This window comes from Streptomyces sp. NBC_01142, from assembly GCF_026341125.1.
GTDB lineage: Bacteria > Actinomycetota > Actinomycetes > Streptomycetales > Streptomycetaceae > Streptomyces.
On record NZ_JAPEOR010000003.1, the window covers coordinates 305,223 to 328,159 of the forward strand.

Annotated in this window: 20 protein-coding genes; 12 read left to right on the plus strand and 8 right to left on the minus strand. The window is 69.9% G+C overall.

Annotation, left to right across the window (positions count from 1 at the left end; all coding sequences use genetic code 11):
* Positions 1 to 7: 7 nt before the first annotated feature.
* The gene (locus tag OG883_RS35515) at positions 8 to 730 is read right to left on the minus strand and encodes a 1-acyl-sn-glycerol-3-phosphate acyltransferase (RefSeq protein ID WP_266550500.1); all 723 of its coding nucleotides are present in this window, start codon (positions 728 to 730) and stop codon (positions 8 to 10) included.
* Positions 731 to 877: 147 nt separating this feature from the next.
* On the minus strand, positions 878 to 1,294 hold the full coding sequence (locus OG883_RS35520) for a DUF4395 domain-containing protein (protein ID WP_266553106.1): 417 nt from the start codon (positions 1,292 to 1,294) through the stop codon (positions 878 to 880).
* Positions 1,295 to 1,375: 81 nt separating this feature from the next.
* Between OG883_RS35520 and OG883_RS35525 the strand changes: the two genes are divergently transcribed.
* From OG883_RS35525 to OG883_RS35550, 6 genes are all read left to right on the plus strand, one after another.
* Entirely contained in the window at positions 1,376 to 1,789 is a 414-nt protein-coding gene (locus tag OG883_RS35525; protein WP_266550503.1) for a thioredoxin family protein, read from the plus strand.
* A 199-nt stretch (positions 1,790 to 1,988) separates the two neighbouring features.
* On the plus strand, positions 1,989 to 2,495 hold the full coding sequence (locus OG883_RS35530; RefSeq protein WP_266550506.1) for a flavin reductase family protein: 507 nt from the start codon (positions 1,989 to 1,991) through the stop codon (positions 2,493 to 2,495).
* Between the two features lie 198 nt (positions 2,496 to 2,693).
* Positions 2,694 to 3,488, plus strand: coding sequence for an electron transfer flavoprotein subunit beta/FixA family protein (locus OG883_RS35535; protein ID WP_266550509.1), 795 nt, complete (start codon positions 2,694 to 2,696; stop codon positions 3,486 to 3,488).
* Between the two features lie 58 nt (positions 3,489 to 3,546).
* A complete protein-coding gene (locus OG883_RS35540; RefSeq protein WP_266550512.1) occupies positions 3,547 to 4,509 on the plus strand; it encodes an electron transfer flavoprotein subunit alpha/FixB family protein in 963 nt (320 codons plus the stop codon).
* A gap of 302 nt (positions 4,510 to 4,811) precedes the next feature.
* Complete coding sequence (locus tag OG883_RS35545) at positions 4,812 to 6,110, plus strand: aldolase/citrate lyase family protein (protein WP_266550515.1); 1,299 nt, start codon at positions 4,812 to 4,814, stop codon at positions 6,108 to 6,110.
* A gap of 91 nt (positions 6,111 to 6,201) precedes the next feature.
* Complete coding sequence (locus OG883_RS35550) at positions 6,202 to 8,013, plus strand: serine/threonine-protein kinase (RefSeq protein WP_266550518.1); 1,812 nt, start codon at positions 6,202 to 6,204, stop codon at positions 8,011 to 8,013.
* A gap of 18 nt (positions 8,014 to 8,031) precedes the next feature.
* Here the strand turns inward: OG883_RS35550 and OG883_RS35555 are convergent, their stop codons facing one another.
* Together OG883_RS35555 and OG883_RS35560 are read right to left on the minus strand one after the other, a co-directional pair.
* The gene (locus OG883_RS35555; protein ID WP_266553313.1) at positions 8,032 to 9,876 is read right to left on the minus strand and encodes a hypothetical protein; all 1,845 of its coding nucleotides are present in this window, start codon (positions 9,874 to 9,876) and stop codon (positions 8,032 to 8,034) included.
* Positions 9,877 to 9,962: 86 nt separating this feature from the next.
* On the minus strand, positions 9,963 to 10,940 hold the full coding sequence (locus OG883_RS35560) for a LacI family DNA-binding transcriptional regulator (RefSeq protein WP_266550521.1): 978 nt from the start codon (positions 10,938 to 10,940) through the stop codon (positions 9,963 to 9,965).
* 215 nt (positions 10,941 to 11,155) lie between these two features.
* On the opposite strand from OG883_RS35560, the gene OG883_RS35565 reads away from it, so the two are divergent.
* On the plus strand, positions 11,156 to 12,121 hold the full coding sequence (locus OG883_RS35565; RefSeq protein WP_266550523.1) for an ROK family protein: 966 nt from the start codon (positions 11,156 to 11,158) through the stop codon (positions 12,119 to 12,121).
* On the opposite strand, the gene OG883_RS35570 is transcribed toward OG883_RS35565, so the two are convergent.
* A complete protein-coding gene (locus OG883_RS35570; RefSeq protein WP_266550524.1) occupies positions 12,105 to 14,147 on the minus strand; it encodes an NPCBM/NEW2 domain-containing protein in 2,043 nt (680 codons plus the stop codon). The two genes, OG883_RS35565 and OG883_RS35570, sit on opposite strands and share 17 nt — an antisense overlap.
* A gap of 266 nt (positions 14,148 to 14,413) precedes the next feature.
* On the opposite strand from OG883_RS35570, the gene OG883_RS35575 reads away from it, so the two are divergent.
* The 3 genes from OG883_RS35575 (at position 14,414) to OG883_RS35585 (ending at position 17,750) form a co-directional block, all read left to right on the plus strand.
* Positions 14,414 to 15,706 carry an ABC transporter substrate-binding protein gene (locus OG883_RS35575; protein ID WP_266550534.1) on the plus strand — a complete coding sequence of 431 codons (1,293 nt, stop codon included), beginning with the start codon at positions 14,414 to 14,416 and terminating at the stop codon, positions 15,704 to 15,706.
* 221 nt (positions 15,707 to 15,927) lie between these two features.
* On the plus strand, positions 15,928 to 16,830 hold the full coding sequence (locus tag OG883_RS35580) for a carbohydrate ABC transporter permease (protein WP_266553108.1): 903 nt from the start codon (positions 15,928 to 15,930) through the stop codon (positions 16,828 to 16,830).
* Positions 16,827 to 17,750: a carbohydrate ABC transporter permease gene (locus tag OG883_RS35585; protein ID WP_266550536.1), complete on the plus strand. Its 924-nt coding sequence runs from the start codon at positions 16,827 to 16,829 to the stop codon at positions 17,748 to 17,750. Before OG883_RS35580 ends, OG883_RS35585 begins: the two co-directional genes overlap by 4 nt.
* An 84-nt stretch (positions 17,751 to 17,834) precedes the next feature.
* On the opposite strand, the gene OG883_RS35590 is transcribed toward OG883_RS35585, so the two are convergent.
* On the minus strand, positions 17,835 to 18,011 hold the full coding sequence (locus tag OG883_RS35590) for a hypothetical protein (RefSeq protein WP_266550539.1): 177 nt from the start codon (positions 18,009 to 18,011) through the stop codon (positions 17,835 to 17,837).
* Positions 18,012 to 18,241: 230 nt separating this feature from the next.
* On the opposite strand from OG883_RS35590, the gene OG883_RS35595 reads away from it, so the two are divergent.
* Entirely contained in the window at positions 18,242 to 19,288 is a 1,047-nt protein-coding gene (locus OG883_RS35595) for an NUDIX hydrolase (protein WP_266550541.1), read from the plus strand.
* On the opposite strand, the gene OG883_RS35600 is transcribed toward OG883_RS35595, so the two are convergent.
* Together OG883_RS35600 and OG883_RS35605 are read right to left on the minus strand one after the other, a co-directional pair.
* Positions 19,262 to 19,957: an MBL fold metallo-hydrolase gene (locus tag OG883_RS35600; RefSeq protein WP_266550542.1), complete on the minus strand. Its 696-nt coding sequence runs from the start codon at positions 19,955 to 19,957 to the stop codon at positions 19,262 to 19,264. The genes OG883_RS35595 and OG883_RS35600 overlap by 27 nt on opposite strands.
* An 84-nt stretch (positions 19,958 to 20,041) precedes the next feature.
* The gene (locus tag OG883_RS35605) at positions 20,042 to 21,406 is read right to left on the minus strand and encodes a dipeptidase (RefSeq protein WP_266550543.1); all 1,365 of its coding nucleotides are present in this window, start codon (positions 21,404 to 21,406) and stop codon (positions 20,042 to 20,044) included.
* 110 nt (positions 21,407 to 21,516) lie between these two features.
* Between OG883_RS35605 and OG883_RS35610 the strand changes: the two genes are divergently transcribed.
* Positions 21,517 to 22,782 carry a geranylgeranyl reductase family protein gene (locus tag OG883_RS35610; protein ID WP_266550544.1) on the plus strand — a complete coding sequence of 422 codons (1,266 nt, stop codon included), beginning with the start codon at positions 21,517 to 21,519 and terminating at the stop codon, positions 22,780 to 22,782.
* Positions 22,783 to 22,937: the final 155 nt, after the last annotated feature.

The following is a 22,937-nucleotide window of genomic DNA, read 5'->3' on the forward strand; positions in this document are numbered from 1 at the left end:
TGACGTTTCAGCCGGCCTCGCGGACCTCGGCCGCGGTCGGCGCCGTACCGCCGAGGTGCGCGGGCACCCACCAGGTGTCGCTCGCGTCCTTGGGGCGTACGGGATAGGCGCGCTGCGCGGCCTCGAGAAGCTCCTGCACCCGCTCGCGCAGCCGCCGGGTGATCGCACCCGCGTACTGGTCGGACGGAGCCTCCACCGGCTCGCCGACGCGGATCGTCACCGGGATGTGGCTGCGCCTGAAGTTGCGCGGGCGGCCCTTGGTCCAGATCCGCTGGGTACCCCACAGGGCCATCGGGATCAGCGGTACGCCGGCCTCCTGGGCCATCCGGGCCGCACCCGACTTGAAGCTCTTGAGCGTGAACGACTGCGAGATCGTGGCCTCGGGGAAGACGCCGATGATCTCGCCCGCGCGCAGCGAGTCCAGCGCGTGCGCGTAGGCGGTCTCGCCCTGCTTGCGGTCCACCGGGATGTGCTTCATACCGCGCATCAGCGGGCCGGAGATCTTGTGCCGGAAGACGGATTCCTTCGCCATGAAGCGCACCACACGCTTCTGGGGGAGTGCCACGAGGCCGGCGAAGATGAAGTCCAGATAGCTGATGTGGTTGCTGACGAGCACAGCACCGCCCGAGCGGGGGATGTTTTCCCAGCCCTGAGTGTCGATCTTCAGGTCCAGCGCCTTGAACATCGTGCGAGCGGCGCCGATGACCGGCCGATAGACGAGCTCTGCCATCTGGGAAGGACCCTTCTGTTGTGCCCGGGGAGGGTTCTCCCGGCGGAAGTTACGCAGCCGTAGGTTTTCGGCATGGCGCCGATCGTGCCCCATGTGCGTCGTGCTGACCAGTCCTGGCGGCTCCGCTGGGCGAGATTCTTGTCACTTTCAGTGCCGTGCCGTCGTGGCCCGACGGAAGAGCAGATACAGCTCGCATCCCAAGCAGTACCCGAATACGGCATTGAGGAACGCTGCGGCCAGGGCGCATCCGGTGGCGGCCATTGCCGGCCACGACGGTCCCCAGAGGCAGCCGATCAGACCGGCCAGGGCGAAGCCCAGCCCCACGACCTGCGCAAAGCGCGGCGGAGCGGGCGACTCGAACTCGGCCGGCGGTCCGATCCGGGGCCGTACCACCGCACGGAAGAGCAGGCCGTACGGCGAACGCGGTACTCCGGCCACTGCCCCCACGGCGAAGCAGAGTGCCTGCCAGGCGAGCAGGAGGCCGCTGCCCGTGACGAGGACGGCGGCGAGTACGACAGTGGTGACGGCAGCCCCGAAGCGCGGGCCCCTGACGTCGATGTCCATGTGCATGCGCTCAGCATCGCCCGGCGCATCCGCTGCGCGGCTCCGGGAATCTTTACGGTCGCGTGAACGCTGCACCGTGGGATGACCGGACTACTGGGGTGTGCGGTGGTGCTCGCGGCGGCGAGCGCCTTCGGGCTGTGGCAGCGGCGGAGCGGCGGGAGGCTGAAGGTGCGCGGTCGGGACAAGGGGATACGGCTCGGTGCGGCCGAGCTGGGCGCGGAGCTGGGGGAGCGGGCGACGCTCGTCCAGTTCTCGAGCGCCTTCTGTCAGCCCTGCCGGGCGACCCGGCGCACCCTCGTCGACGTCGCGTCCATGATCGACGGTGTCACGCATGTGGAGATCGACGCGGAGGAGCGGCTCGCCTTGGTGCGCGAGCTCGGCATCCTCAAGACGCCCACCGTGCTGGTGCTCGACGCGCGCGGCGGGATCATCACCAGAGCCGCGGGCCAGCCCCGCACGGCGGATGTGATCGCCGCGCTCGGTCAGGCGGTGTGACACCCCGTGACACTGGTCGCACATTCGGGGTTCCACTTGACTGCACCCGCCACGCATCGCCAGGCTGACGCTGTGCCCCCACCACTCCTTCTCCACGGGCGGGCTCATGTGGACCTCGCCCGTCACGCGAGTGCGCGCTGTCCGGCTGTCTGAGCAGCCCCGCCGCCCCGTTCGCATCTCCCCGCAGAAGGACACCTCGATGACGGCTTCGCCCGATCTCGGAACCGCTCAGCCGGCCACGCCCGACCTGCTCCGCTCCGTCTTCCGGCAGCACGCCGCCGGCGTCGCGGTGATCACCGCCCAGGGTGAGCGTCCGGTCGGATTCACCGCCACCTCTCTCAACTCCGTAGCCGCCGAGCCCCCGTTGATCTCCTTCGGCGTGGGTACGTCGTCGTCCAGCTGGCCGGTCCTCGCCCGGGCGGAGCACATCGGCGTACACATACTCGGCGAGCACCAGCAGGAGCTGGCCACCACCTTCGCGCGCAGCGGCGCCGACCGCTTCGCGCCGCCCACGCGCTGGGACAGCGGGCCCGAAGGCGTCCCCGTGCTCGACGGTGTGCTGGCCTGGCTGGTCTGCCGGGTCATCGCCCGGGTCCCGGCCGGAGACCATCGCATCGTGGTCGCCGAGGTCGTCGTCGGTGATCCTGCGGGGGCCGGCCGGCCGCTGATCTATCACCAGGGGCGCTTCAACAGGCTGAGAGACTGACCTTCTCGGAGAATTCCGGTTACGCAGCGTTGCCAAGGTCACAGTTCAAAGCGCTTGCTTACTGGGGAAGAGGTGGGTGTACTGACGAGTAATATTTCGTTCGGAGCGCGGCCCGCCCCGACCGGGATCCGCCCAGTAAGGCGCCTATGCTGCCAACAGTAGGCAGCTCAGTAAAGACGATGCAGTAGGAGAGCCGGCGTGAGCTTGAGGATCGTTGTCTGTGTGAAGTACGTGCCCGACGCCACCGGCGACCGGCACTTCGCCGATGACCTGACCGTCGACCGCGACGACGTCGACGGCCTGCTGTCGGAGCTCGACGAGTACGCGGTCGAGCAGGCGCTGCAGATCGCCGACGAGGCGGACGACGCGGAGATCACCGTACTGACCGTCGGCCCCGAGGACGCCAAGGACGCGCTGCGCAAGGCGCTCTCCATGGGCGCCGACAAGGCCGTCCACGTCGAGGACGACGATCTGCACGGCACCGACGTCATGGGCACCTCGCTGGTGCTCGCCAAGGCCATCGAGAAGACCGGGTACGACCTGGTCATCGCCGGTATGGCGTCGACGGACGGCACCATGGGTGTCCTCCCGGCGATCCTCGCCGAGCGCCTGGGCGTTCCGCAGGTCACGCTGCTCTCCGAGGTCTCGGTCGAGGGAGGCCCCAACGGAACAGTCAAGGGCCGCCGTGACGGCGACACCGCGAGCGAGCAGCTCGAGGCGTCCCTGCCGGCCGTCGTGTCGGTGACGGACCAGTCGGGCGAGGCCCGCTACCCGTCCTTCAAGGGCATCATGGCCGCCAAGAAGAAGCCGGTTCAGTCCCTGGACCTGGAGGACCTCGAGATCGACGCCGACGAGGTCGGCCTCGAGGGCGCCTGGACCGCGGTCGACTCGGCCGCCGAGCGTCCGGCCCGTACCGCCGGCACGATCGTCAAGGACGAGGGCGAGGGCGGCAAGCAGCTCGCGGAGTTCCTCGCGAGCCAGAAGTTCATCTGAGCTTCGGTCATTTCCCCCACCGCCCCCAGATACTTCGCATTCGCAGGAGAGCAATCCCATGGCTGAAGTTCTCGTCTATGTCGACCACGTGGACGGCGCCGTCCGCAAGCCCACCCTCGAGCTGCTGACCCTGGCCCGCCGTATCGGCGAGCCGGTCGCCGTCGCCCTCGGCTCCGGCGCCGAGGCCACCGCCCCCGCGCTCGCCGAGCACGGCGCGGTCAAGGTGCTCACCGCCGACGCCCCGGAGTTCGCCGACTACCTCGTCGTGCCGAAGGTGGACGCGCTGCAGGCCGCGTACGAGGCCGTCTCGCCGGTCGCCGTGCTCGTTCCGTCCTCCGCCGAGGGCAAGGAGATCGCGGCCCGCCTTGCGGTCCGTATCGGCTCCGGAATCATCACCGACGCCGTCGACCTCGAGGCCGGCGACGAGGGTCCGGTGGCCACGCAGGCCGCGTTCGCCGCCTCCTACACCACCAAGTCCCGTGTCTCCAAGGGCACCCCGGTCATCACCGTGAAGCCGAACTCGGCCCCGGTCGAGGCCGCTCCGGCCGCGGGCGCCGTCGAGGCCCTCTCGGTCTCGTTCGGTGAGAAGTCCACCGGCACCAAGGTCGTCTCCCGCACCCCGCGCGAGTCGACCGGCCGCCCCGAGCTGACCGAGGCCGCGATCGTGGTCTCCGGCGGCCGTGGCGTCAACGGTGCCGAGAACTTCCACATCATCGAGGCGCTGGCCGACTCGCTCGGCGCCGCTGTCGGCGCCTCGCGCGCCGCCGTGGACGCCGGCTGGTACCCGCACTCCAACCAGGTCGGCCAGACCGGCAAGTCGGTCTCCCCGCAGCTGTACATCGCGTCCGGCATCTCCGGCGCGATCCAGCACCGGGCCGGCATGCAGACCTCGAAGACCATCGTGGCCGTCAACAAGGACGCCGAGGCCCCGATCTTCGACCTGGTCGACTACGGCGTGGTCGGCGACCTCTTCGAGGTCGTCCCGCAGCTGACCGCGGAGGTTCAGTCCCGCAAGGGCTGACCCGCGGACGTCTTGACGGGCCAGGGGCCGCGCGGTGATCTTCACCGCGCGGCCCCTGGCCTTTGCGCGCGGCTCGCCGCCGGTGCTCGTACGCACTGCCGACGTTCCTCGGTACGGCGCTCGTGCCTCGTGTGATCTCTCCCCCGGTCGCCGCCGGGAGGGGGGCCCGGCTTTCGGCTGCGGCACCCCGTGGCTCGCTCGCCGGCCCGGTTCCGGGTGACCATTGACGCAGGTCGCGACCGCCTATTAACTTCGCCATACGGATTGTTGATTCCGTTAAGCGGAAAACAGGAGGGTGTGGGATGGGTCAGCAGGAGAAGGTGGCAACGAGCCTCGCCGGCGCGGTCAGCGAGGGCATCAGCGCCTCCCTCGCGCCGGTGGACGCGGAGCTCGCCCGCCGCTACCCGGGAGACCCCGGCACACGCCAGCCCGTCCACACCGTCTACGTACCCGGTGACGTATTCGCCGCCGACACCATCCGCTCCTGGGGTGACCAGGCGCTCGGGGCGCTCGACGAGCACGCCCCGGACGCCGCCGCCCTCGCCGCCGTCCTCGGCCTCTCCGACGCACTCGCGCAGCCGGTGTACGACCGCGTACGGGCAAAGCTGGAGCGCGAGCCCGTCGAGGACCTGCGCGTCGACTTCGAGGACGGTTACGGCGGCCGCACCGACGCCGACGAGGACGAGGCCGCAGCCCGCGCCGCCCGGCTGATCAGCGAGGCATACGCCGGCGGCACCGCCGCCCCGTACATGGGCATCCGCATGAAATGCATGGAAGCCGCGGTACGCGACCGCGGCATCCGCACCCTCGACATCTTCCTCACCGGGCTGATGGAGGCCGGCGGCCTGCCCGGCGGACTCGTGCTGACCCTCCCCAAAGTCACCTACGCCGAGCAGGTCACGGCGATGGTGCGGCTGCTCGAGGAGTTCGAGAAGGCGCGCGGCCTGGACACCGGCCGGATCGGCTTCGAGATCCAGATCGAGACCAGCCAGTCCATCCTCGCGGCCGACGGCACGGCCGCCGTGGCACGGATGATCGACGCCGCCGGGGGCCGGGCCACCGGACTGCACTACGGCACCTTCGACTACAGCGCCTGCCTCGGTGTCAGCGCCGCCTACCAGGCCAGCGACCACCCGGCCGCCGACCACGCCAAGGCCGTGATGCAGGTCGCGGCCGCCGGCACCGGCGTACGCGTCTGCGACGGTTCCACCAACGTCCTGCCCGTCGGGCCCACCGCGCAGGTGCACGACGCCTGGCGGCTGCACTACGGCCTCACCCGCCGTGCCCTGGCCCGCGCCTACTACCAGGGCTGGGACATGCACCCGGGCCATCTGCCCACCCGCTACGCCGCCGTGTTCGCCTTCTACCGCGAGGGCTTCGAGCAGGCCGCCGCGCGCCTGTCCGCCTACGCCAACCACGCGGGCGGCGACGTCATGGACGAGCCCGCCACCGCCAAGGCGCTCAGCAGCTACCTGCTGCGCGGCATCGACTGCGGCGCGCTCGACACCGCCGAGGTCGCCCGGCTCACCGGCCTGACCCGCGCGGACCTCGACGCGTTCGCCTCGCCGCGCCGCGGAGACCTGACGGCCACCGCCAACTGACAGCCACAGCCCCGTAACACTGGTCACCGCCGTCACCGGTGCCCCCTTAGTCTGTACGCGAGCACAGTCGCCACACGGGATCGGGGCATCGGTGTCTTCGGGGGAGAACGAACGGCTCGCCGGCCGATACCGGGTGATCGAACAGCTGGGCCGCGGGGGTATGGGCGTGGTCTGGCGCGCGGTCGACGAAGTGCTCGGCCGCGAGGTCGCCGTCAAGGAACTGCGCACGTACACCGACTCCTCCGCGCCCGAACTGGCCGACCTGACCGTGCGGATGCAGCGTGAGGCCCGCGCCGCCGCGCGCGTACGCCACCCCTCGGTCATCGCCGTCCACGACGTCGCCGAGCACGAGGGCCGTCCGGTCATCGTGATGGAGCTCATCGACGGCCCCTCGCTCGACGATGTGCTGCGCGAGCGCGGTGTCCTGGACGCGCGTGAAGCCGCCGCCATCGGGGCCAGGGTGATGGAGGCGCTGGACGCCGCCCACCGGGTCGGAGTACTGCACCGTGACGTCAAGCCCGGCAACGTCCTGCTGGACCGTGGGGGAAGCTCCCGTGCCGCAGGCAACGGGGGCGGCCGGGTGGTGCTCACCGACTTCGGGATCGCCGCGATGGACGATCCGGGCGACGGTTCCACCACCCACCTCACACGCAGTGGCGAACTGGTCGGCTCGCTGGACTACTTGGCGCCCGAGCGCGCCCAGGGCCACGAACCCGGGCCCGCCTCCGACATCTGGGCGCTCGGCGCCACGCTGTACGCCGCCGTCGAAGGGGCGTCCCCCTTCCGGCGTACCTCGACCTGGTCGACGCTGACCGCGATCGTCGTGGACCCGCTGCCCGAGCCGCAGCGGGCCGGTGCGCTGGGGCCCGTACTCCAGCAGCTGATGCACAAGGACCCTGCGCAGCGCCCCGACGCGGACACGGCGGCGCGGCTGCTCGCGGCGGTGGCGGCCGGTGAGGACGCCGGCAACTCCACGGTGGCACCGGGGGCCGCCGTGCCGCCGCAGAGGCCCGAACCGTCCCCACGGGTGCCGACCGTGCTCAACGCGATGCCGCACCGGCCCGAGGGCTTCGGCCCGGCGATGGCGCAGCCCGAGCAGCCCCCGCAGCCGTCTGCTCCGATGCCTGCTGCACCGCCCGCCCCCGCCCCTGACCCTGCTGCCGCGTCCGGCGGGCGTGGCCGGGCGAGGGCGCTGGTGGCGGCCGGAGTCGTCGCTGTTCTGCTCGCCGGCGGAGGCGTGACGTACGCCCTCGTCGACCGCGAAGGGGCCACCACGACAGACCTCGCGGGCGGCAGCGCCGAGAGCCCGTCGGCACGTTCGAGTACCTCCGGGGATCCGGCCGCGAGCCCCTCCGCCGGCGACAGGGAGAGGCCGAGCACCAAGCCCACGGGGAAGGGCGGCAAGAAGTCCCCCACGCCCTCGGCCGCGCCGCCCGCGCCGGGCAAGGGCCCGGGAGGCTCCGCGGGCTCCGACTCCACCGCCTCGGGCGGCGGTTCGGCCGGCTCGGGCGGTGGAGTCACGACGGGCGGCGGGGCGACCGGCGGCACCACCACCTCGGGCGGCGGCAGCACCTCCACCAACGGCGGCTCGACGACCGGCGGTTCCGATCCGGACCCGGCACCCGTCTGCCACGCGATCGGCGGCAGCAAGTACAACTGCGAGGTCTGGCGCACCGCAAACTCGTACACCGCGTCCGGCACCCGGGTCGGCACGCTGAACGCGGGCCTCAACTACTTCTACTGCCAGCAGAATCTGGGCCGCCGTGAGACCTCCGGCCAGTGGACGAACGTGTGGTGGGCCAAGACGGACGACGACAGCGGCAACACCAATGTCTTTGTCAGCGACGTCTACATCGAGGGCGGCGACAACGACGCGCCGGTGCCCGGCCTGCCGGTCTGCTGAGGGGACGCCTGCCCTCTCTCATTCCGTCGCGCCACGGCGACGGCGTCGCCGATACGGCCGGGCGCGCTGGGACAGGCGTGCGCGCATGCGTACGGTCACGACGCAGCCGACGACCAGTACGAGCAGCACCATGATGAGAACCTGCCACAGGGCACCGCGCAACAGCTGGACGACTCCGATGAAGGCGATGCCGAGAAGAAAGACCATCTCGCGCAGCTCTTTCTTGAGCTGGTAGGCGCGGCTGGAACGAATGCGGACGGTGCTGAGCCATTGCCCCCCGATTCCCAGCCCGTTCCACATACCTCGGTCGATGAACACCCAGGGAAGATCCGGATAGATGCCGAGAGCATCGAGGGAGCTGGGGAACCGGCTGGTCAACGCACCGCCGTGCAGTTGCTTGCGGCGTTCGAGGATCTCTTCGCTGGTGCGGATGGCCTTGAGCTGGAGCACGGGGACACAGCCGTCTTCGTCCGGGAATCCCTCGATGACCACATCGTCACCGTTCTCCACACCCAGGAGATTGAGTGTCAACTCGTCAACCAGACAGACTTCCTGCTCAGCGCTGGGCCGGTCGGCGTCCTGAACACGGCAGACGAGGTAGTTCGGACGGCCGAAGATGAAGTCGTGCCACCGTCGGCTGCTGTGCGGAAGTCTGGCCTGCCGGACCGATATCGCCTCACCGGGCTCCAGACCGAGCCCGACGCGCAGCGAATGATCGACCTGCACTGTCGTCCGGTCGTCGCAGGCTATGTCCGGTGCCACGACCACCCGCGCCAGAGTTCCCAGCCGCTCCCGTCGAGTACGCGGGACCTGGGCGTTCTGGATGACGAGGTGTCCGGGGCGACCCAAGTCGGCGGCCAGACCGGTGGAAATCCTCGCCGTGCCGGCACCCCGGTGATCGAAGGCGTCGGGAGCGCGCCCGGTGAGGAATCCGCCTTCGGGCACCGGATTGAGCGGGTGGATGTCGTCGTACACCGTGAAAGCGGGTGGATCGGCGGCGTACGCCTCCAGGTCGGACGTGGTGATGCGGTCCTCTTCGACGAAGAGCCGGGTGCCTTGCTCGCACAGCGGGATGTCGCCTCGTGCCGACGCGCAGAATTCTGCCGGTGTGTCGCCGAACAACTCTCGTAACCGGGGTGATTCCGCGAGGAGTCCGGTCAGCAGAGGCTCTTCGCCGCGATGTGGTCGTGGGGTTCCGGACGACTGTTTGAGCACGCCACGTAAGTTGACGTAGACGTACATGCCGCCAAGCAGTTCGCCGGAGGGCATCTCCGTGCGGAAGTCCCTGCCCGGCACGAGCGCGCGCGCGTACTCCCCTTCGGCGTCGAAGATTCCCTCGGTGTCGTCCACCACTTCGAGTTGGGCGCGGTCGAGCCAGGTGATGAACAGCTCGCTTGCCAGGCCGGAGGCCAAATACGGGGCGGTGGCGATGTACCCCAGCGGATTGACAAAGGCGGATGCGCCGATGCCCATGCCCGTCACCTTCACCTTGACCATCGGAATGGTGGTGGAGACGCCGGAGCCCTCCATCTTGTGGCAGAGCTGGGCGGGTGAGGCGTTGGATCCTACGGAGAGTACGGGAAAGCGTTCGCCCACCAAGGGGTCATTGGCAACCATGAGGGCGTAGTTCAGCGGCATGTATCCCTCGCGGCCCGGATCGCCGCAGAAGCCGCCGGGGGGAGCCTCCACCTGCCATTTGGCGAGCCTTCGGTTGGCGGCCGGCCGCATCCGAAGAAGGCGTCCTTGGTGCAACAGACCTGATTCCTCCGGCCATCGGCCCGGGTAGATCAGGGGATGGTCACGGGGTGCTTCAGCGAGGCCGAGGGCTTCGAGCGTGCGATCGTCCACGGTGCTCCTGGTCATGAGCCGGAGGTCCCCGAAAAGGGCCGCTTCATCGTGCTAGCCGGTCATCATATGGCTCGAACAGGAGCGGAGGTAGGGGGCGTTGATCAAGCTGGCGGCAGCTCGCCCGAACCGCGCGGGATCAGTACCGTCTCCAGTGCCACCTGCGACGGCTCGTCGTCCACCCCGTCCAGGCGGCGGAACAGCCGCTCGGCCGCGGTGCGCCCGAGCGCCGCCGCGTCCTGCGCGATGACCGTGATGCCCAGCAGATCCGCGAGCTCGATGTCGTCGAACCCGACCAGGGCGACCGGCCGTTCGCGCTCCGCCAGGACTCGTACCGCAGTCACCGTCACCCGGTTGTTGCCCGCGAAGATCGCGGTGACCGGGTCCGGGCCCGCCAGCATCGCCTCGGCAGCCGCCCGCACCCGCTCCGGTGCCGTGGAGCCGAGCGACACCCAGGAGTCGTCGATGGCGAGCTCGGCGTCCTCCATGGCGGCGCGGTATCCGCGCAGCCGCTCGACGGCGGTGTGGATACGCGGCAGGTCGCCGATGAAGCCGATGCGGCGGTGGCCGTGCGCGATCAGATGGGCCACACCCGCGCGAGAGCCGCCGAAGCTGTCGGAGAGCACCACGTCCGCGTCGATCTTTCCGGCGGGGCGGTCCACGAACACCGTGGCTATGCCCGCCTTGATCTCCGGCTCGAGATAGCGGTGGTCGTGGCCGGCCGGGATCACGATCAGACCGTCCACCCGGCGGGCGCACAGGGCCAGCACCAGTTCCTGTTCGCGCTCCGGGTCCTCGGCGCTGGAGCCGTTGATGAGCAGGGCGCCGTGGGCGCGGGCCACCTCTTCGACGGCGCGGTTCAGCGGGCCGTAGAAGGGGTCGGCGAGATCTTCGAGCACCAGACCGATGGAGGCGGTGCGGCCCTTGCGCAGCACCCGCGCGCTGTCGTTGCGGCGAAAGCCCAGGGACTCGATGGCCTCCTGGACCCGGCGCTCGGTGTCGGGGGTGACGCCCGGCTCGCCATTGACCACCCGGGAGACCGTCTTGAGGCCGACCCCGGCGCGCGCGGCCACGTCCTTCATGGTGGGCCGATTGCCGTAGCGGGGCTCGTGGCCCCGGGGTCGTCCCGGAGACGGCAGGGGACGGTCGGTCTCGGCCACAGTGCGCAGTCCTGTCGTCGTCGTCGCGGGTGTGCAAGGGTGTGGCGTCGAGCATAGGCCCTGGACAACGTTGTCAGGGGAATGGAGACTGTTACCGAATACGCAGGTCCGACAGCTCTCCGGGGGATCCCACGCCCATGCATAACGACCTCGTCGCCGCGCTCGACATCGGTGGCACCAAGATCGCCGGCGCGTTGGTGGACGGCAGCGGCAGGATCCTTCTGCGGGCGCAGCGCCCGACACCGGCCAAGGAGGACGGCGAGACGGTGATGCGTGCTGTCGAGGCGGTCCTCGCCGAGCTGACCGCTTCCCCGCACTGGGTCAGGGTTTCGGCCGTCGGAATCGGCAGCGCGGGGCCGGTGGACGCGTCCGCCGGTACGGTCAGCCCGGTCAACGTCCCCGGATGGCGCGAGTTTCCGCTGGTCGCGCGGGTGCGCCGAGCCGTCGGCGGCCTGCCCGTCGAGCTGGTCGGCGACGGTGTGGCGATGACGGCTGCCGAGCACTGGCAGGGAGCGGCCCGCGGCTACGACAACGCCCTGTGCATGGTGGTCTCGACAGGTGTCGGCGGGGGGCTCGTCCTCGGCGGGAAGCTCCACCCGGGACCCACCGGCAACGCAGGGCACATCGGCCACATCAGCGTGGACCTGGACGGCGACCTGTGCCCCTGCGGCGGGCGCGGCTGCGTGGAGCGGATCGCCAGCGGCCCGAACATCGCGCGCCGGGCGGTGGAGGGCGGCTGGCAGCCGGGCCCCGACGGCGACACCTCGGCCGCGGCAGTGGCGGCCGCCGCCCGGGCCGGACACCCGGTGGCCGTCGCCTCCTTCGAACGCGCGGCCCAGGCGCTCGCTGCCGGTATCGCCGCCACCGCGACGCTCGTCGAGATCGAGATCGCGGTCGTCGGCGGAGGAGTGGCCGGCGCCGGCGACGTACTCTTCACGCCGCTGCGCCGTGCGCTGCACGACTACGCCACGCTCTCCTTCGTACGGCGGCTGACCGTGGCCCCGGCCCTGACGGGCACGGACGCCGGCCTGGTGGGTGCGGCCGCTGCCGCCTCGCTGGGCAGACACGACGAGGCGGCAGCGGTGGTCAGCAGCCGATCCTGAGATCTGCCCAGTCGGCGTGGTCGGAGTTGATCCCGTCCCCGCCGTCGGTGACCACGAGACGCACGACCTCCGCGCCGCTCACATCCGCCGAGAGCGGCTGTGCGGCCATGGCATTGGTCAGTACGCCCGTCGAGGCGGCCTTCTTGCCGTCCGCCCAGATCTCGAACGCGACCGTGCCGTTGAACACCTTCTCGTCGTCCACGCCGACCTGCGCGGTGACGGTGGCGCAGCGGCCGCCGGCGTAGTACTCCACGGCGCTCGCGGCATGCACACCGAGGCCCTTGGCGAAGACCCGGCCGCCGATGGTGATCGGGCTGCCGTCGCCCGCCGTCGACTCGCCGTTGCTGGTGTCCTTCTCGACGGGGCCCCAGCCGTTCTCCGTGCTCAGCGTGCGAAGGTCACTGAGATACGACACCCCGCCCGGCGGTGCCACGACGACATGGACACTTCCGGGTACGGCTTCGGTGAGCCGCTTCCCGTTCGACGAGCGGTACTTCGCCGTGAGCGTCAGGCCGTACGAACCGGGCGCGGTGCCGGGCGGTACGGCGACCTCCCATCCCGTCGTGAGCTTCTTTCCACTGGTCAGTGCCGCGGCCGTGGTCCTGGATGTGGCTCTGATCCGCCATCCGCCGGGCCCGGTCAGCGCCACCGATACATCGAGCGCGGGCGTGCGGCCCAGATCGGTCACGGTCGAGCTGAGCCTTCCGCGCTGTCCGGCCTCGGCCATCGGGTTCTCGTCGGTGCTCACCTCGACGGCGGGCGGCAGCTGCGCCCATTCGGGGTCCGTCGAGACCCGTACCAGCACCGTGCCGTGGGCGGGCACCGTTGCGGAGATGGTCCCCGCGGTGTTGGCGTCGGTGTGCTTCCACAGATCGCGCAGCCGGTAGGCGGGGGCCTCGGGCAGGCCGACTGCCCCGGCCGTGGTGGCGATCCGCTGCGGGCTGCCGCTCTCGTTGAACAGCGCGACCGCGCGACTGCCGTCCGCCATCTCCTTGGCCACCACCCAGCGGCCGCCCTCGGAGCTGATGACCTCGCCCTGCTTGCCGAGCCGGTCCTGGTCGACGGCGATGACCTCGCGGTTGCCGAGGATCTCGAAGGCCGAGGCGGGCGCCTTGCGCAGATCGGAGCCGATGAGCAGCGGTGCCGCCATGATCGACCACATGGAGAAGTGGGTGCGGTACTCGGTGTCGGTCATCCCCCCGTTGCCGACCTCCAGCATGTCGGGGTCGTTCCAGGCCCCGGGCCGGGCGTACGGCGCGAGCGGCAGGTTCTGCTTCATGATCGACACCATGGAGCCCCAGTCGTCGCTGATGTCGCCGGTGGTGCGCCAGAGCTGGCCGACGTCCGCGGCCCACTCCCAGGGCTTGTTCTCGCCCCACTCGCAGATGCTGTAGACGATGGGGCGACCCGTTGTCCGGGAGGCAGCCTTCAGCGCGTCGCGCATCGTGGTGTAGCGGAGCTTGGCGTCCACGCCCCAGTTATTGCAGTTGTCGTACTTCAGGTAGTCGACGCCCCAGTCGGCGAACTGCTGTGCGTCGCTGTACTCGTGGCCGAGGCCACCGGGAAAGCCCGCGCTGTTGCAGGTCTTGGTCCCGGCGCTGGTGTAGATGCCGAACTTCAGCCCCTTGGAGTGGACATAGTCGGCGACGGCCTTGATGCCCTTCGGGAAGCGCACCGGGTCGGGGACGAGCTTGCCGTTGCTGTCGCGCTGCGGCAACGCCCAGCAGTCGTCGAGATTGACGTACTGATAGCCCGCGTCCTTGAGGCCTTTCTCCACGAAGATGTCGGCGATCCCCTTGACCATCGCCTCGTTGAACTCCGCCCGGCAGTGGGTGGTGTTCCAGTTGTTGAACCCCATCGGCGGGGTCGGGGCGAGCGAGTCGTCGGCCGCCGGAGCGGGGCCGGCCGCCCGGGGCGGGGCGGCCGTGGCGAGGGCCGGTGTGCCCAGGCCCGCGGTACATAACAGCGCGGCGGCCAGCGCTCCGACGACTCGATGGCGGGTAGTGCGGGTGGGAAGGTGACGCATCGTGACGTTCCTCCGTACTCGCGCATTTCGGGTGGCGACATGTACGCGTCAGTCGCGAGCGTTTACGGTAGGGCGTGTTGGAGTCTGTTGGAAGAGATGCGGTAACAGTTGTTTGATGTCTCGTTCAAACCCTTGACTGCACCCCTTCCTGGGGGTGAGATCCAATCCTCGCGTTCGGTTGTGTTGAGTTGCACCATCGAGGAGGGGATATGGCCCAGCCATCGTTCAATGGATCTGCCGTGCCAGGCAGCGTGGCAGGACATCGGATGTCCCGGCGGAATCTGCTGCGCGGTGCGGCGGTGGGTGCAGGTGCGGTTGCGCTGCCCTCGCTGCTCGCTGCCTGTGGCAGCGGGCCGGGCGGGGACGGAAAGACCATCACCATGGGGTCCAACTCGTCCGACCCGGTGCCGAAGAAGGCTTTCGCCGACGCGTTCGCCGCGTACGGCAAGCAGTCGAAGGAAGGGCGGAAGGTCGAGGTCAACACCGTCGACCACAACACCTTCCAGGAGAACATCAACCGCTACCTCCAGGGCAAGCCGGACGATGTCTTCATGTGGTTCGCGGGCTATCGCATGCAGTTCTTCGCCAAGAAGGGGCTGTTGTACGACATCAGCGACAACTGGCAGAGCTACCAGGGGTTCTCGCCGGCGCTGAAGGCCCAGTCCACCGGTGAGGACGGCAAGCAGTACCTCACGCCGTACTACTACTACCCGTGGGCGGTCTTCCACCGGACGAGCGTCTTCCAGCAGCGCGGCTACCAGGCCCCCAAGACGCTCGACGAGTACATCGCGCTCGCCAGGCAGATGCAGAAGGACAAGCTCGTTCCCATCGCGTTCTGCGACAAGGACGGCTGGCCGGCCATGGGCACCTTCGACTACATCAATATGCGCACCAACGGCTACGAGTTCCACAAGAACCTGATGGCGGGTGAGGAGGCGTGGACCGACAGGCGGGTCAAAGAGGTCTTCGACACCTGGCGCCGCCTCATCCCGTACTGCCAGCCCGGCGCCAACGGCCGCACCTGGCAGGAGGCCGCCACCAGCCTCCAGAAGAAGGAGGCGGGGATGGCGGTCTTCGGACTCCCGCACCCCGGCGCCCAGTTCCCCGAGGCGGAGCAGGCCGACATCGATTTCTTTCCGTTCCCGGTGATCAACCCCGAGCACGGCCAGGACGCCGTGGAGGCGCCCATCGACGGCTTCCTGCTGGCGAAGAAGTCGAAGAACCTCAAGAGGGCCAAGAACATGGAGAGCGCCAAGGACCTGCTGAAGTGGCTGGCCACGGGCCGGGCGGAGGACGTCTACCTCGCCAGTGACCCCCACAACATCGCCGTCAGCGATGAGGCCGACACCTCGAAGTACACGCCGATCCAGAAGAAGGCCGTCGAACTCGTCTCCGGCGCCCAGCAGATATCGCAGTTCCTGGACCGTGACACCAGGCCGGACTTCGCTTCGACGGTGATGATCCCGGCCATTCAGAGCTTCATCAACAACCCCAAGGACGTGGACGGGTTGGTCAATGACATCGAGCGGCAGAAGAAGACCATCTTCGCCTCCGACTGACCCGTGTCCCCGGCGGACCCCGAGACCTGCGGACCGACTCACCGACTCACCGACTCACCGACGGACCGCGGACCGACTGACCGACACCGGCCGAGACGAACTGGGAGCCACCGCCCGTGCCGCTGCTGCAATCTCCGGGGGGCCAACCCCCCGACCCCCGGCCGGAACCGCAGGCCGCCCGGGGCACCCCGAACGACACCGGGGGGCCAACGAGGGCCGGCATCTCGCGGCGCGCCGTCCGGCGAGGGCCGCGGCGGTTCACCCGTCGGGACCTTGCCGTCCTGGGCGTACTGCTCGGCATACCGATCCTGCTCGACGTGGTCATCGTGTGGGGACCGACCCTGGCCTCCGTCGTCCTCTCCTTCACCAGTTGGGACGGCATCGGAGAGATCTCCTGGGTCGGTACGCAGAACTACGAGAACCTCTTCACCAACTACCCGGCCTTCTGGCCCGCCGCCCGCCACAATCTGCTCTGGCTCGCCTTCCTCGGGCTGATCGCCACCCCGTTCGGGCTGCTGCTCGCCGTTCTCATCGACCGCGGCGTCCGCTTCAGCCGCTTCTACCAGTCGACGCTCTACATGCCGGTGGTGCTCTCGCTCGCCGTCGTCGGCTTCATCGCCCAGCTGATCTTCTCCCGCGATCAGGGCGCACTCAACGCGATCCTCGGTGACACCGAGCACCCCACCGACTGGCTCGGCGATCCCGACCTGAACATCTGGATGATCCTGCTGGCCGCCGCCTGGCGGCACACCGGCTATGTGATGATCCTCTACCTGGCCGGCCTCAAGGCCGTCGACCCGGCGCTGAAGGAAGCCGCGGCCATCGACGGCGCGAGCGAGTCACAGACCTTCTTCCGCGTCGTCTTTCCGACCCTGCGGCCCGTCAACGTCATCGTCGGCGTCATCACCGTCATCGAGTCGCTGCGCGCCTTCGACATCGTCTATGCCGTCAACAAGGGCAGAAACGGCCTGGAGCTGCTCTCGGTCCTCGTCACCGACAACATCATCGGCGAGGCCAGCCGCATCGGATTCGGCTCGGCGATCGCCGTGGTGCTGCTGCTCGTCTCCATGGGATTCGTCGTGACGTATCTGGTCCAGGAGATCCGTGGGGAGAAGAACCGATGACGCTCGACACCGCCCCGGCGCCCGCCGCCACCAGCCCCGCTCCGGCCCCACCCACCCGCCGGCGCGCTCTTCGCCCCGGCCGCCTCGGCGTGCACGCCTTCCTGATGGCCGTCTCGCTGGCCTTCCTGGCACCCCTGCTGCTCGCGGTGTACGCCTCCCTCCGGCCGTACGACGAGACCTCCGAGAACGGGTACTTCTCGCTGCCGGAGAAGCTCTCCTTCGACTACTACCAACAGGCCTTCAGCGACTCGGGGATGACGAAGTACTTCGTCAACACCCTCATCATCGCGGTGCCGGGCGTGCTCCTCACACTCTTCTTCGCCTCGTTCGTCGCCTTCGCCGTGGCGCGGCTGAGGATGCGGGGCTCGATCGTGCTGCTGATGCTGTTCACCGCGGGCAATCTGCTGCCCCAGCAGGTGATCGTCACTCCGCTGTACGTACTGTTCAACCGCATCCCGCTGCCGTACTGGATGTCCGACTCGATGACGATGTTCGACTCGTACTGGGCGGTCGTCTCCGTCCAGATCGGCTTCCAGATCGGGTTCTGTGTCTTCGTCCTCGCCAACTTCATGCGCACCCTGCCGCAGGAGATCCTGGAAGCGGCGATCGTGGACGGCGCGGGCGTGTGGACGCAGTACTGGCGCATCACCCTGCCCCTGTGCCGCCCCGCCCTCGCGGCGCTCGGCACGCTCCAGTTCACCTGGATGTACAACGACTTCCTCTGGGCGCTGGTCTTCATCTCCGACGGTGACAAACTCCCCGTCACCTCGGCGCTGAACAACCTCCGCGGCCAGTTCTTCACCGACTACAACCTGCTGGCGGCGGGCTCGGTGATCGTGGCACTGCCGACGCTGGTGGTCTTCCTGCTGCTCCAGCGCCACTTCATCGCCGGGCTCACCCTGGGCTCCACCAAGGGCTGAGCCGTACGGCCCCCGTTCCTGCGCGGGGCGGGGGCTTTGTCGTGTCCGGGGACCGCGGACCCGGCACGATCGAAAAGACCCCCACTAGGTGACCGCGTCGGCCGTCTGCTGCGACACGACCACCAGAAAAGCGTCCGAGTCCAAGTCCATCACGACCTCCGCCGCCAGACCCTCGTTCCGACGGTCCCGGGCGAACTCCTCGGCAGGCCAGCTGCCGCGCGGCCCTCCGGCAGGGAACCTCTCCAACACCGTACGGAGCATCCTGCACCCCCTTGTCTCTCCCGCTCCAACGACGCTCCGTGCCCGGTGTCACGGTCCGTCGAAGGAGCACTGTTCGTATGGTGAGACGCGGCACCGCCCGCGGCGGTGGTGGTGAACCGGCAACAGCACGGCCACAGTTGTGTCCGCGATCAGCCGACCGGTTGCCGCCACGGGTTTCCGTGGCAGGGTGTTGCGGGCAATCCACTGAGGGCTACGGAAGAGGGGGAACCGTGATCGTCTGGATCAACGGTGCGTTCGGAGCGGGCAAGACCAGTACTGCACGCGAACTGATCGACCTGATCCCGAACAGCACTCTGTTCGACCCCGAACTGATCGGCGGCGGTCTGCGCGATCTGCTGCCGCAGAAGCGGCTCGCCGAAGTGGGCGACTATCAGGATCTGCCGATCTGGCGACGGCTCGTGGTGGACACCGCGGCCGCGCTGCTGGCCGAGCTCGGCGGTGTGCTCGTGGTACCGATGACCCTGCTCCGCCAGGAGTACCGCGATGAGATCTTCGGCGGTCTCGCCTCCCGGCGCATACCCGTGAGACATGTGCTGCTGGGCCCAGGCGAAACGATCCTGCGCGAGCGGACAGCCGCCCGCGAGGAGCCGGACACCCCGGACGGCATTCCGGACGCGGACCAGCGGGTGCGGCAGTGGGCGTACGACCACATCGAGCCGTACCGCGCAGCGCTCGGCTGGATCACCGCGGACGCGCATGTCATCGACAACGGCCCGCTCGACCCGCGCCGGACGGCGCAGCGGATTGCGGAGGCGGTACGGACCGGAGCGGCCGCGGCCTGTGAGATCGTCCAGACGCCCGAGCCGACCGCCGAGACCCTCGCCGCGGGCGTGCTGCTCTTCGACGAGCAGGACCGGGTGCTGCTCGTCGACCCCACCTACAAGCCGGGCTGGGAGTTCCCCGGCGGAGTGGTGGAGCGGGGCGAGGCGCCCGCGCGCGCCGGAATGCGCGAGGTCGCCGAGGAGCTGGGCATCGAACTGGGCGAGGTGCCCAGGCTGTTGGTGGTCGACTGGGAGCCGCCGCGACCGCCGGGGTTCGGCGGACTGCGGCTGCTCTTCGACGGCGGCCGGCTGCACAGCGGCACGGCGCGGCGGGTGCTGTTGCCCGGATCGGAGCTGCGCGACTGGCGCTTCGTGAGCGAGCAGGAGGCGGCCGAACTGCTTCCTCCCACCCGCAGCGAACGGCTGCGCTGGGCACTGCGGGCCCGCGAGCGCGGGACCGTGCTCAATCTAGAGGCCGGCATCCCCGTCGGCTGACGCGAGCAGTACGGTCGGCGCGTTCTCCGTGAGCGGGTCGCCGTGCCCGAAGCAGACGGTGGACGGCGCGAGCGAGGCGAGACGGCGCATCGACACCTCGGCCTGCGCGCGGTCCACGTTGAAGACGCCCAGCATCACCTGGCCCACCGCAGCGATGCAGTCGCCCGTGAACAGCACGCCGTGGCGCGGGAGATGGATGCCGATGGAGCCGTCGGTGTGGCCGGGGGAGTGGACCACCACGGCCCCGTCGCCGAAGCCGAGGTCGTCGCCGTCCTCGAGCTCACGGTCGACGCGGGTCGGCGGGGCAGGCGGAACGGTGAGTCCGTGCTCGTACAGCGGAATCTCCCAGTCGAGCAGCACGGGCTCCGGGACCGGCTGCTCGCCGCGGACCACGGGGGCGTCGAGGCGGTGGGCCAGCACCTCGGCGCCGTACCGGTCCGCCAGCTCCTGGGCCGCGCCCACATGGTCGCGGTGGCAGTGGGTGAGCACGATCCGGCGGATGGCGTCGGGGCGCAGACCCACGCTCCGTATGGCCTGTTCGATGTCCGGGGCCGCGTGCACATTGCCCGCGTCGATCAGGGTCAGCTCGTCGCCGTCGCGCCACAGATACGCCTGGCCGATCGCGAAGCGGAACATGTGCAGCTGAGGGAGTACCTCGATGAAGTCCATACGGCGAACGTACGCAAGGTCGTACGCCCGCAGCATGGATCTACGCTGAGCGCGATCTTCGCTGAACGCTTAAGCCCGCTCCGCTCAAACCGTCTTGGACGCGGCGTAGTTGACCAGGAACAACGCCTCGGCGACCGACAGCCGCTCGAGTTCCTCGGGTGAGACGGACTCGTTCACCGCGTGGATCTGCGCCTCCGGCTCGCTCAGGCCGATCAGCAGGATCTCCGCCTCGGGGTAGAGCGCTGCGAGCGTGTTGCACAGCGGGATCGAGCCGCCCATGCCTGCCGACTGCATCTCCTCGCCCGGGTAGGCGGCGCGCATCGCCTCGGCCATCGAGGAGTACGCCGGGCTGGAGATGTCCGCCTGGAACGGCTGGCCCTGACCGACCTGCTCCACCGCGACCCGCGCACCCCACGGAGTGTGTGCCTCCAGGTGCGCGGCCAGCAGCTTGGTCGCCTCGGCGGCGTCCTGGCCCGGCGGCACCCGCAGGCTGATCAGCGCCCGCGCGCCCGCCTGCACGGACGGGGTCGCGCCGATGACCGGCGGGCAGTCGATACCGAGCACCGTGACGGCGGGGCGCGCCCAGATGCGGTCCGCGACCGCGCCCGTACCGATCAGCCCCACGCCGTCGAGCACCTTGGCATCCTTGCGGAAGTCCGCCTCCGGGTACTGCAGTCCCTCCCAAGCAGCCTCGGCGGAAAGGCCGTCCACGGTCGTCGAGCCGTCCTCGGCACGGAGCGAGTCCAGCACGCGGATCAGCGCGGCCAGCGCGTCGGGGGCCGCGCCGCCGAACTGGCCGGAGTGCAGATTGCCTTCGAGGGTGTCGATCTGGACGCGCACGAGCGTCATCCCGCGCAGCGTCGCGGTGACCGTGGGCAGCCCCAGCCGGAAGTTCCCGGCGTCGCCGATGACGATGGTGTCGGCGATCAGCAGCTCGGGGTGCGCTTCGGCGTACCGCTCGAGGCCTCCCGTGCCCTGCTCCTCCGAGCCCTCGACGATCACCTTGATGTTCACCGGCACACCGCCGTTCGCCTTGAGGGCGCGCAGCGCGAGCAGATGCATGATGAAGCCGCCCTTGCAGTCCGCGGCTCCGCGTCCGTACCAGCGGCCGTCGCGCTCGGTGAGCTCGAACGGCGGGGTGGTCCAGGCGGCCAGGTCCAGCGGCGGCTGCACGTCGTAGTGCGCATACAGCAGTACGGTCGGCGCGCCCGCCGGGCCGGGCAGGAAGCCGTAGACGGACTGCGTGCCGTCCGGGGTGTCGAGGACGGCGATGTCCTGGAAGTCCTCGGCGTGCAGGGCGTCGGCGACCCACCTCGCCGCGGCCTCGCACTCGCTCTTGGGGAACTGCGCCGGATCCGCCACCGACTGGAAGGCCACCAGCTCCGTGAGCTCCGCCTGCGCGCGGGGCAGCAGGGATGCGACGGTCTCGGCGATCGGATCGGCGGTCATGGGCACGCTCCTCGTGGGTGCGACGTTATGTGATGTGTGTACGGCGAATGTGTGGTCGATCCTCCCACAGGGGGCGGAACCCGACTGCGCCGTAGGATGCCGTCGAGAGCATGGGCCACGGGTCGGATCGGGAGCAGAAACACATCGTGAGCAGCGAGAACGGTGCCGCCGGGGCAGGGGCAGCAAGTGAGCACGGCGAGCCGGTGTGGGACGTCGTCGTGGTCGGCGGCGGACCGGCGGGAGCTTCGGCGGCCTATGCGGCGGCGGTGGCCGGCCGGCAGGTGCTGCTGCTGGAGAAGTCCGAACTGCCCCGCTACAAAACATGCGGTGGAGGGATCATCGGTCCCTCGCGTGACAGTCTTCCGCCCGGCTTCGAACTACCGTTGCAGGACAAGGTGCACGCCGTCACCTTCTCGCTGAACGGCCGACTGACGCGTACACGCCGCTCCCGGCGGATGCTCTTCGGGCTCATCAACCGCCCCGAGTTCGACGCGGGACTGGTGGAGCAGGCACAGAAGGCGGGTGCCGTGCTGCGCACCGGCGCGACCGTCGCCCGCGTCGAGCAGCACGGTCCCGCCGTGCCGGACCGGCGCACGGTCGCCGTGGTGCTGGCGGACGGCGAGACCGTACTGGCGCGTGCGGTCGTCGGCGCGGACGGCAGCGCCAGCCGGATAGGGGCGCATGTCGGGGTGAAGCTCGACCAGGTGGACCTCGGCCTGGAGGCGGAGATTCCGGTGCCGGCGACGGTAGCCGACGACTGGGCGGGCCGGGTGCTCATCGACTGGGGCCCGATGCCTGGGAGTTACGGCTGGGTGTTCCCCAAGGGGCGGACGCTGACGGTCGGAGTGATCTCGGCGCGGGGCGAGGGCGCGGCGACCAAGCGCTATCTGGAGGACTTCATCGCGCGGCTGGGGCTCGCCGGATTCGAGCCGGCGGTCTCCTCCGGGCATCTGACCCGGTGCCGCAGCGACGACTCGCCCCTGTCGCGCGGGCGGGTGCTGGTGTGCGGGGACGCGGCAGGGCTGCTTGAGCCGTGGACCCGCGAGGGGATCTCCTTCGCGCTGCGGTCGGGGCGGCTCGCGGGGGAGTGGGCGGCCAGGATCTCGGAGGCCCATGACGCCGTGGACGCGCGCCGCCAAGCCCTGAATTACGCGTTTGCGATCAAGTCGGGACTGGGTGTGGAGATGGGGGTCGGGCGGCGGATGCTCGCCCTCTTCGAGCGCCGCCCGGGGCTGCTGCATGCGGCGATCACCGGTTTCCGGCCCGCCTGGAAGGCGTTCGCGGACATCGCGCGCGGATCGACGACGCTGGCCGGGCTGGTGCGTACGCATCCGATGGCGCGGCGCGCGCTGGAGGCGATGGACCGGCGCGCCTAACGGGTGCGGAGGCGTAAGGGGGGCGTACTGCGGAGGTGTACGGGGGCGTGCGCGGGAGCGTACGCCGCGTGCACGAGGGCGTGCGCGGTGCGGAGGGAGGCAGGCGGCTGTGCCGGTGCTGCGCAGTGCCGCGTCCCTGTGCAGTGCCGCGTCCC